The organism is uncultured Limnohabitans sp. (genome assembly GCF_937889215.1).
Lineage (GTDB): Bacteria > Pseudomonadota > Gammaproteobacteria > Burkholderiales > Burkholderiaceae_C > Limnohabitans_A.
This window is the reverse complement of record NZ_CALBEX010000584.1, coordinates 1-8,971: the sequence shown is the minus strand read 5'-3', so window position 1 is coordinate 8,971 and position 8,971 is coordinate 1. Positions and strand designations below refer to the sequence as shown.

9 protein-coding genes are annotated in these 8,971 nt (G+C 61.6%); 2 read left to right on the top strand and 7 right to left on the bottom strand.

Annotated elements, in window-relative coordinates; genetic code table 11:
• Positions 1–558: ATP-binding protein (locus tag Q0341_RS14730; RefSeq protein ID WP_299514852.1), on the top strand; the 558-nt coding region annotated here is incomplete at its 5' end.
• Positions 559–869: 311 nt separating this feature from the next.
• On the top strand, positions 870–3,428 hold the full coding sequence (gene rpoD / locus Q0341_RS14725; protein ID WP_299514849.1) for an RNA polymerase sigma factor RpoD: 2,559 nt from the start codon (positions 870–872) through the stop codon (positions 3,426–3,428).
• Positions 3,429–3,485: 57 nt separating this feature from the next.
• On the opposite strand, the gene Q0341_RS14720 is transcribed toward rpoD, so the two are convergent.
• From Q0341_RS14720 to Q0341_RS14690, 7 genes are all read right to left on the bottom strand, one after another.
• Entirely contained in the window at positions 3,486–3,890 is a 405-nt protein-coding gene (locus tag Q0341_RS14720; RefSeq protein WP_299514846.1) for a YkgJ family cysteine cluster protein, read from the bottom strand.
• Between the two features lie 27 nt (positions 3,891–3,917).
• Positions 3,918–4,532, bottom strand: coding sequence for a class I SAM-dependent methyltransferase (locus Q0341_RS14715; protein ID WP_299514843.1), 615 nt, complete (start codon positions 4,530–4,532; stop codon positions 3,918–3,920).
• A 489-nt stretch (positions 4,533–5,021) separates the two neighbouring features.
• On the bottom strand, positions 5,022–7,067 hold the full coding sequence (paaZ, locus tag Q0341_RS14710) for a phenylacetic acid degradation bifunctional protein PaaZ (protein ID WP_299514840.1): 2,046 nt from the start codon (positions 7,065–7,067) through the stop codon (positions 5,022–5,024).
• A 112-nt stretch (positions 7,068–7,179) separates the two neighbouring features.
• On the bottom strand, positions 7,180–7,521 hold the full coding sequence (locus tag Q0341_RS14705; protein ID WP_299514837.1) for a Na+/H+ antiporter subunit G: 342 nt from the start codon (positions 7,519–7,521) through the stop codon (positions 7,180–7,182).
• Positions 7,522–7,534: 13 nt separating this feature from the next.
• Complete coding sequence (locus Q0341_RS14700; protein ID WP_299514834.1) at positions 7,535–7,810, bottom strand: K+/H+ antiporter subunit F; 276 nt, start codon at positions 7,808–7,810, stop codon at positions 7,535–7,537.
• Positions 7,807–8,361 (bottom strand): Na+/H+ antiporter subunit E, encoded by a 555-nt coding sequence (locus tag Q0341_RS14695; protein ID WP_299514832.1) that lies wholly within the window; start codon positions 8,359–8,361, stop codon positions 7,807–7,809. The genes Q0341_RS14700 and Q0341_RS14695 overlap by 4 nt, the downstream gene beginning before the upstream one ends.
• Positions 8,358–8,971: proton-conducting transporter membrane subunit (locus Q0341_RS14690; RefSeq protein ID WP_299514830.1), on the bottom strand; the 614-nt coding region annotated here is incomplete at its 5' end. The genes Q0341_RS14690 and Q0341_RS14695, both read right to left, overlap by 4 nt.

Here is an 8,971-nt window from a genome sequence, read left to right as displayed (position 1 = left end):
CCCCAAACCCGCGAACTGATGGTGGCCGACATTGAGCAGCTGGACGACATCATTGACATGTTTTTGGACTACGCCCGCCCTAGCCCCGCAGCGCTGGGGCCGGTGCTTGTGTCGGGCGTGATCAGCCGGTGCATCACCCCCTGGCGCAACAACCCTCGGATGGAGATTGCCATCGATGTGAGCGAAGACCTGCAAGTGCAAGCCGAACCCGTGGAATTGGGACGGGTGCTGTCCAACCTGTTGGAAAACGCACGCCGCTACGGGCAAAGCGCCAACGACGGCATCACCCGCGTCGAAATTGTGGCCCGCCTGCACGACGGCTGGGTGCTCTTGCGGGTGCGCGACCAAGGCCCGGGCGTGTCCGAAGAAACCCTGAAAAACCTGACCCAGCCTTTTTTCAGGGGCGACGCCGCCCGCACCTCGGCCACCGGCTCGGGTTTGGGCTTGGCCATTGTGGAACGCTCGGTCCACCGCATGGGCGGCACCTTCTCTGTCTTCAACAACAGCGCCGGCGGCTTGATGGCCCTCATGAAACTGCGGCAAGCCGAAGACCAATGAGACTCTAGAAATACGCCTTCGACAAGCGGCGCCAGACGCGAGTTGCCCCCGGATTGGGTATAATCCATTTTTTTCGACAAGAGCGACAGCAGCACCTCCGGCTAGACCACCGCCATCAGCGCGACGCCCCCATGCGGGCAGGTCACCGTTCCGCAAGGACTGCATTCCAAATGTTCGCCCAACATCTTGTCATTGCAGATTGGACACCCATTTAGGGTGAACATCTGTGCCCTAAACCACGCCCGCGCCAGGATGTATTTGGCACTGACTGTGTCTGTTTCCTTGTCCCTTTTTGTGTCCCGAGGTTGTTCATGCCCGCTCAAAAGCCGAAGAAGCCTGCCCAGGCCCCTGCCAAGTCCAAAACTGTAGCCAAGACCGCCAGTGCTGCCAAAAAAGCCGTCGCGCCCGTCGCGAAGGCCAAAACGCCAGTCAAAGCCAGTGCCAAAGTGCCCTCAAAAGCACCCGCCAAAGCACCCCTCAAGGTGCCCGCAAAGCCTGTTGCCAAAGTGAACGCCAAACCGGCGGTCAAGGTGGCCACCAAAACGGCTGCACCTCAGGTCAAAGCCACAAAACCCCCGGCCACAACTGCCAAGCCTGTGAAGAAAGCCGCCTCCGTGCCCGCCAAGAAACCTGAAGTCATCGAGAAAAAATCCACCGCCAAAGCCAAAGAAGCTGTGGCGGAAATGGACGTCAAAACACCCGCTAAAGCTGCCAAGGCAGTTAAAGCAACAGCGCCAGCTGAGGCCAAAAAGCCTGCAGCCGCCAAGCCCCCAGCCAAGACCACCACGGGTGCCAAGCGCGGCCCCAAGAAAAAAGGCAGCATTGCCGAGCCGAGCCTTGAAGACGAGTTGGCCGCCCTCGAAGACGACATGGAGCCAGAACCGGTGGCGGAAACCACCGGCGACAGCACTGAAAAAGTCAAGCCCCTGCGCATGAAGATCAGCAAGGCCAAAGAGCGGGCCTTGATGAAGGAATTCGGTCTGGACGAAACCGTCCTGACCGAAGCCGAAATGGTGCAGCGCCGCGACCGTCTGAAAGCCCTGATCAAACTGGGCAAGACCCGCGGCTACCTCACAAACGGCGAAATCAGCGACCACTTGCCCGACAAACTGGTCGATGCCGAAACCCTGCAAGTGGTGATCGCCACCCTGAACGATCTGGGTGTGGCGGTGTACGAGCAAACGCCCGACGCCGAGAGCCTGATCATCACCGACAACGCGCCCACGGGCTCGACCGAAGAAGAAGCCGAAGAAGCCGCCGAAGCCGCCCTGTCCACCGTGGACAGCGAATTCGGCCGCACCACCGACCCGGTGCGCATGTACATGCGTGAAATGGGCACGGTGGAGCTGCTGACGCGCGAAGGCGAGATCGAAATCGCCAAGCGCATCGAAGGCGGCTTGATGGACATGATGGCCGCCATCAGCGCGTCGCCCGCCACCATCGCCGAAATCTTGCGCCTGGCCAGTGAAATCCGCGAAGGCAAGGTCGTCATCTCTACCGTGGTCGATGGTTTTGCCAACCTGAACGAAGCCGACGACTACGTGGCAGAAGAAGACTTCGACGAATTCGACGAAGCCGACGATGACGATGGCAAAGGTGGCTCCAAAGCGCTGACCAAGAAGCTTGAAGAGCTGAAAAATCAGGCCCTGGAGCGATTTGACCGCATCACCGAGTATTTCGAGAAGGTGCACAAAATCTACGACAAAGAAGGCTGGGGCACACCGGCTTACATCAAGGTGCAATCGGCCCTGTCCGAAGAGTTGATGACCATCCGCTTCACCGCCAAGACCATTGTAAAACTGTGCGACATGGTGCGCGGCCAAGTGGACGATGTGCGCAAGAAAGAGCGCGAATTGCGCCGCATCATTGTGGACAAATGCGGTTACCCACAAGACAACTTCATTGCCGACTTCAGTGGTCGTGACAAAAACGGCAAACGTGTCGAGTCGAACCTGCTCAACCTGAAATGGATCGAAAAGCAAGCCGCCGCAGGCAAGAGCTGGAGCGCCGTGATGGGCCGCAACATCCCGCCCGTGCAAGACCTGCAGCAAAAACTGACCGACTTGCAATCCCAAGTGGTGGTGCCGCTCGATGAGTTGAAAGACATCAACAAGCGCATGAACGCCGGCGAGCGCTCGTCACGCGACGCCAAGAAAGAGATGATCGAGGCCAACTTGCGCTTGGTGATCTCCATCGCCAAGAAGTACACCAACCGCGGCCTGCAGTTCCTCGACTTGATCCAGGAAGGCAACATCGGCCTGATGAAAGCCGTGGACAAGTTCGAATACCGCCGGGGCTACAAGTTCTCGACCTACGCCACATGGTGGATCCGCCAGGCCATCACCCGCTCCATTGCAGACCAGGCCCGCACGATCCGCATCCCGGTGCACATGATCGAGACCATCAACAAGATGAACCGCATCTCGCGCCAGCACTTGCAGGAATTTGGCTTTGAGCCCCATGCCTCCATCCTGGCCGAGAAGATGGAAATCCCGGAAGACAAGATCCGCAAGATCATGAAGATCGCCAAAGAGCCTATCTCCATGGAAACGCCGATCGGTGACGACGACGACAGCCACCTGGGCGACTTCATCGAAGACAGCACACACACCGCCCCCATGGACGCGGCGCTGCAAGCGGGTCTGCGCGACGTGGTCAAGGACATTCTGGACAGCCTCACGCCACGCGAAGCCAAGGTGCTGCGCATGCGTTTCGGCATCGAGATGTCCACCGACCACACGCTCGAAGAAGTGGGCAAGCAGTTCGACGTGACACGCGAACGCATTCGCCAGATCGAAGCCAAGGCGCTGCGCAAGCTCAAGCACCCCAGCCGCTCAGACAAACTGCGCAGCTTCATCGACACGATGTAAATCGCCTTGGCCTGCCAGCGACAAAGCCCCCCGACTGTGAAGTCGGGGGGCTTTTTTTTAACGCGACTGCGCTTTGTTGCCGTAAGGGCAATGGTTGGGGCGTGGCCCCACTTGGGGGTGCAGGCGGCAGGTGTTGGGCCGTTTGTCGTACACGGTGCAGCGGCGGGTTTTGGCATCGAGAAACTGGCAGTCGCCGCTGGCACGTCGCGCCAGGCTGAAGATGCTTTTCTTGAAGTTGAAATGCTCGATCAGCCCCGCTTTGCTCAAACGTTTGGCGATCTGCTTGGGGTCCTCGTGCTCGGCCGCGAACGGATCAACCAGCTCTAGCCGCACCAGATCGGCCAGCTTGACCTCGACCGGCATGGTGCAGCAGTTGGCCGCGCAGGTGTCGCACAGCCCGTTTTTGTAACGGGTCCAGGTTTCGCAACGGTCAACGTCAACAACGGCAATGGGGGATCTCATGCTGTGATTATCCCTGCACCGGCCGCGTCAATCGGCCTGGGCCTGTCCCCAGTAATGAAAAGCCATGGGCCGGGGGCCAAGCAAATACGCCGATTGGGTCTCGGCTGCAAAACCGGCCTCTTCCAGCAAGCTTGGAATGTCACGCCCCAACTGGCAGCCGCCAGCCAACGCCCCCCAAAGGGGTTGCAAGCGCGCTTGCCAATTCCGCACGCCCTCGTCTGGTGCGCGGCCGTGCTCGCAAAACAGCAGCTTGCCACCGGGCACCAGCACCCGCCGCATTTCGCGCAAGGCTTGCACGGCGTCGGGGATGCTGCACAAGGTGTAGGTGCAGACCACGGTGTCGAAGCTTGCGTCTGCGGTGGGCAGCTGCTCGGCCGACAAACCCATCAACTCCACGTCGAGGCCCGCCTCTTGGCTGCGCTTTTGGGCCAAGCGGTGCATTTGCATCGCGGGGTCAACCCCCACCAATCGGGTCACGCGGCTGCGGTCATAGAACGGCAGGTTGCGGCCCGTGCCCATGCCGATCTCCAGCACCCGGCCCTGGGCTTGGGGCACCAGCTTTCGACGCTGCGCCTGCACCATGGGCAAGCCACAAGCGAAGTCAAGCAGGTACGGCAGGATGTGGCGGTCGTAGAGGTTCATGGTGGGTCATTCTGGCACGGCCCATTTTTTGAACATTCAACGTCGGACCTGAAGGCGCCGACCTACAAATGCCCATCTCCCCGTAGGTCGCGGCCTTCAGGTCCGACGTTTGTGCGCATCACGAAGCGACATGCCATGCGCTTGGGTCCCCCAGCGGCTTTGTCGGACCTGAAGGCACCGACCTGCACATGCCCATCTCCCCGTAGGTCGCGGCCTTCAGGTCCGACGTTTGTGCGCATCGCGAAGCGACATGCCATGCGTTTAGGTCCGCCAGCGGCTTTGTCGGACCTGAAGGTGCCGACCTACACATACCGAGCTCCCCGTAGGTCGCGGCCTTCAGGTCCGACGTTTGTGTGCATCGCTTAGCGACATGCCATGCGCTTGGGTCCGCCAGCGGCTTTGTCGGACCTGAAGGCGCCGACCTACAAATGCCCACCTCCCCGTAGGTCGCGGCCTTCAGGTCCGACGTTTCTGCGCCGCAGGGGCGCATCAGCCCCGCTTGGCCACCAGCGTCAGGATGTCGTAGCTGGCCACGACCTCTCCCAACTGGTTGGTCACTTCCACATCCCAGGCCACCACGCCTTGGCCCACGCCATTCGCGTCTTTCTTGTTGCGGTCGATCTTGCGCTTGGCGGTCAGGCGCGCCTGGATGGTGTCGCCAATGCCCACGGGCTTGACGAAGCGCAGCGTGTCCAGACCATAGTTGGCCAGCACCGGGCCAGGCGCGGGTGAGACAAACAAGCCCGCAGCGGCCGAGAGAACGAAGTAGCCGTGTGCGATGCGCTTCCCAAATGGCGAATCCTTGGCCGCGATTTCGTCGAAGTGCATGTAGAAATAGTCGCCCGACAGACCACCAAAGGCCACGATGTCGGCCTCGCCCACGGTGCGGCGGTGGGTGAGCAAGCTCTCGCCGATCTGCAGCTCTTCAAAGTAACGGCGGAAGGGGTGGACTTCGGTCTCGATCAGTTTTGCGCCGCGCATGTACTCGCCCGTGACAGCGGCGATCATGGTGGGTGAGCCTTGCAGCGCGGTGCGTTGCATCAGGTGCTTGACGGCGCGGATGCCGCCGAGCTCTTCGCCGCCACCTGCGCGGCCGGGGCCGCCGTGCTTGAGCTGGGGCAGGGGCGAGCCGTGGCCGGTCGATTCGACAGCCGATTCACGGTCCAGGATGTGCAGACGGCCATGCAGAGCAGCCGCGACAGGGATGATGCGAGCCGCGATTTTCGGGTCTTTGGTGACCAGCGTGCCAACCAAGCTGCCCAGGCCGCGTGCGGCCAGTTGCAGGGCTTCGTCAATGCCGTCGTAAGGCATGAGGGTGCTGACTGGGCCAAAGGCCTCCACATCGTGCACGCTGTCGGTCTGCAAAGGCTTTTGGCAAAGCAGCAGCGTGGGCTGGAAGAAAGCACCGCCTTCAACGCCCTGCCCCACCGGTGCAAAACCGGCACCGCCGCCAAACACCAGCTCGGCGCTTTGGCGCAACAAGGCCACACGCTCGGCCACATCGGCTTGTTGCGAATGCGAGGCCAAAGCGCCCATCTTCACGCCTTCCACCGACGGGTCGCCCACCACCACTTTGGCCAAACGGGCCTTGAGCTTTTCGACCACGACATCGAGGTGCTGGCGCGGCACGATGGCGCGGCGAATGGCCGTGCACTTCTGGCCTGCTTTGACGGTCATCTCGCGAGCCACTTCTTTCACGAACAGGTCAAACTCTTCGTCGTCGGGCGAGACATCAGGTGCGAGGATGGCACAGTTGAGCGAGTCGGCTTCGGCGTTGAAGGGGATGCTGTGTTTGACCACATTGGGGTGCACACGCAGCATGGCGGCGGTGTCGGCCGAGCCGGTGAAGGTGACCACGTCTTGGCCGTTCAAGCGGTCCAGAAGGTCACCCGTGGAGCCGATCACCAGCTGGAGTGAACCGGCAGGCAAGATGCCAGATTGCTCGACCAGGCGTACCATGGCCTCGGTCAGGTAGCTGGTGGACGAAGCGGGTTTGCCAATGCAAGGCATGCCCGCCAAAAAGCTGGGCGCGAACTTTTCCAAGAGGCCCCAGATGGGGAAGTTGAAGGCGTTGATGTGCACCGCGATGCCGCCACGCGGCACCAAGATGTGCGTGCCCGCAAAGCCGCCCTTCTTGCCCAAGGGGAAGGCCGGGCCCTCGTGGATCAGGTTGCCGCTGGGCAGCTCGTTGCTGCCGATGCCCGAATAGGCGAACAAAGTGCCCGCACCGCCTTCGATGTCCACCCAGCTGTCGGCACGCGTGGCACCTGTGTGGGCCGAGATGGCGTAAAGCTGCTCTTTGTGCTCACCCAAGTACTTGGCCAAAGCCTTGAGGCGCTGGGCGCGTTCCTGAAAATCGAGCTTGAGCAAATTGGGCAAACCCACGGTGCGGGCGTGGTGCACCGCGTCGCCAAAGTCGATGGCCTCGGCATGGGTTTGGTAAACCGTTTGGCCGTTTATAGCGCTGCGCAGGTTTTGTGCGCCTTGCTGGCCGATCCATTGGCCACCGATGAAACTTTGCAGGACTTGGGACATGGGTTGCTTTCCTTGAGAGGTCAAAACCCGGTGCACTGGCGGGTGCTGGACCTGCCAATTCGTTAACCAACCGGGCGGTCGGTTAATTCTAGTCGCAATGTCGAACTCGGCTTCAACTTTCCTGGCGCTCAGGCACGGTTTCAGGTGGCACGGGGGCTTTCGAGCGCGCTTTCAGGTGCAGCGCGGCCTGGGCCATCAAGTTGGCCGACACGGGTGCAGTGACAAACACGAACAAAGTGATCAGCAACTCGGCCATGCCCGCCCGGCCCTGAAAGGCCGACACCAGCATGGACGCCGCCAAGACACCGCCGACGCCCAAAGTGGACGCTTTGGTGGGTGCGTGCAAGCGCATATAAAAGTCAGGCAGGCGCACCAAACCAATGGCGCCCACCAGCAAGAAAAATGCCGCGACAAGGATGAAAGCCGCTGCGGTCCATTCAATCAGGGGATGCATGAGGGGGCTCCTTTTATTCGACCACGTCGCCGCGGCTGAGGTAACGCGCCAGCGCCACCGTCGAGGCAAAGCCCAGCATGGCCACCAGCAAGGCGGCTTCGAAGAGCAAAGCGGTGTTCCAGCGGATACCCAGCAAAACGATCAGGGCCACAGCGTTCATCGACAAAGTGTCGAGCGCCAGGATGCGGTCGGTGGTTTCGGGGCCACGGAAAAGTCGCCAGGCGCACAGCGCCACCGCTAGGGTGACGGCCACGATGGCCACCGACAGGGCCAGGTCCAGGATGTTCATTGCAGGCCTTTCTGGGCAAGAGGTGCCGCCTGCTCGCTGCAGCCAAAAATGTGCAGTAAGGGCGCTTCGTAGCGGGTTTTCATGTCGTCGATCATGGCTTGCGCGTCGTCACAATTGAGCGCATGCACCAAAATTTCACGCCGCGATTCGCTCACCACACAAGACACTGTGCCCGGCGTGGTGGTGATGATGCTGGCAAACAAAGCGTTGACCATGGGGTGCTCACTGGCCAGAGGCACGGGCAGCCAGGCGGGCGACATGGCTTTCATGGGGCCAAGCACCAAACGGGCCACGGTGATGTTGGACAGCACGATGTCCTTGAGCACCACCAGCGCCAGGCGCAGGGCCGCACCCCAGTGGATGCGGGACGCGGGCCCCAAAAATGGGTGGATCAGGCGCGGCACGATCAGCGCAATCAGCAAGGCCGACAGCAAGTGCACCGGCGCCAAGCTGTGCGACAGGGCCAGCCAGCTGACGCCCAGCAAGAGCGAGAGGATGGGGTGGCTGAGCCAGCGCGCTCGGGCAGAGCGGTCCGGGGCGTTGGGTGTCATGGCGTTTCCTTTGCAGGGGTTTCAGGCGCAGCGGCCGGGGCCGGGGCTAAGACCGGCACCGACGGGCGCGCCCCATCGTAAGGCCGCGTGCTGGTCGAAGGCTGGCCAGGCTCAAGGCCCAGCACGGCTTTGGCATAAGCGGCCGTGTCCGCCAGCTGCGTGGCGGTGTCGTCGGTGTAGCGCTTGACGGGCGAAGCCAACACGGCCATGGCCAAAGTCAAGGCCATGAAGGCCCAGACCGCCGACAGCAGTTTGGGGCTGCTGCCCGCGTTGCTGTGCACTGCGTCGGGTTCGGGCTGCACATGCCAGAACAATATGACACCCGCACGGGCCAGGCCCACGATGGTGAAAAATCCCACGCTCAGCACCACGGTCCAGATCCAGGCCTGTGCGGGCAGGCCTGCGCTGCTCTCCAAGATCATGAGCTTGCCCAAGAAGCCGGGCAAAGGCGGCAAACCTGCAGCCGAAGCGGCACCAAACAAGAGCATCAGGCCCAGCAAAACCGGCTCGCGCACAGCAACGGCAGGCTGCAGTTTGTCGAGCGCCTGCCCGCGCTGCGCGGCCATGAGCTCCACCAGCAAGAACAAGCCGGCAATCACGATCGTGCTGT

What these genes read in the sequence shown, in the direction of transcription:
- Q0341_RS14695 (WP_299514832.1), bottom strand. Translation starts at nt 8,361, where the DNA reads ATGACACCCAACGCCCCGGACCGCTCTGCCCGAGCGCGCTGGCTCAGC.
- rpoD (WP_299514849.1), top strand. Translation starts at nt 870, where the DNA reads ATGCCCGCTCAAAAGCCGAAGAAGCCTGCCCAGGCCCCTGCCAAGTCC.
- Q0341_RS14700 (WP_299514834.1), bottom strand. Translation starts at nt 7,810, where the DNA reads ATGAACATCCTGGACCTGGCCCTGTCGGTGGCCATCGTGGCCGTCACC.
- paaZ (WP_299514840.1), bottom strand. Translation starts at nt 7,067, where the DNA reads ATGTCCCAAGTCCTGCAAAGTTTCATCGGTGGCCAATGGATCGGCCAG.
- Q0341_RS14715 (WP_299514843.1), bottom strand. Translation starts at nt 4,532, where the DNA reads ATGAACCTCTACGACCGCCACATCCTGCCGTACCTGCTTGACTTCGCT.
- Q0341_RS14705 (WP_299514837.1), bottom strand. Translation starts at nt 7,521, where the DNA reads ATGCATCCCCTGATTGAATGGACCGCAGCGGCTTTCATCCTTGTCGCG.
- Q0341_RS14720 (WP_299514846.1), bottom strand. Translation starts at nt 3,890, where the DNA reads ATGAGATCCCCCATTGCCGTTGTTGACGTTGACCGTTGCGAAACCTGG.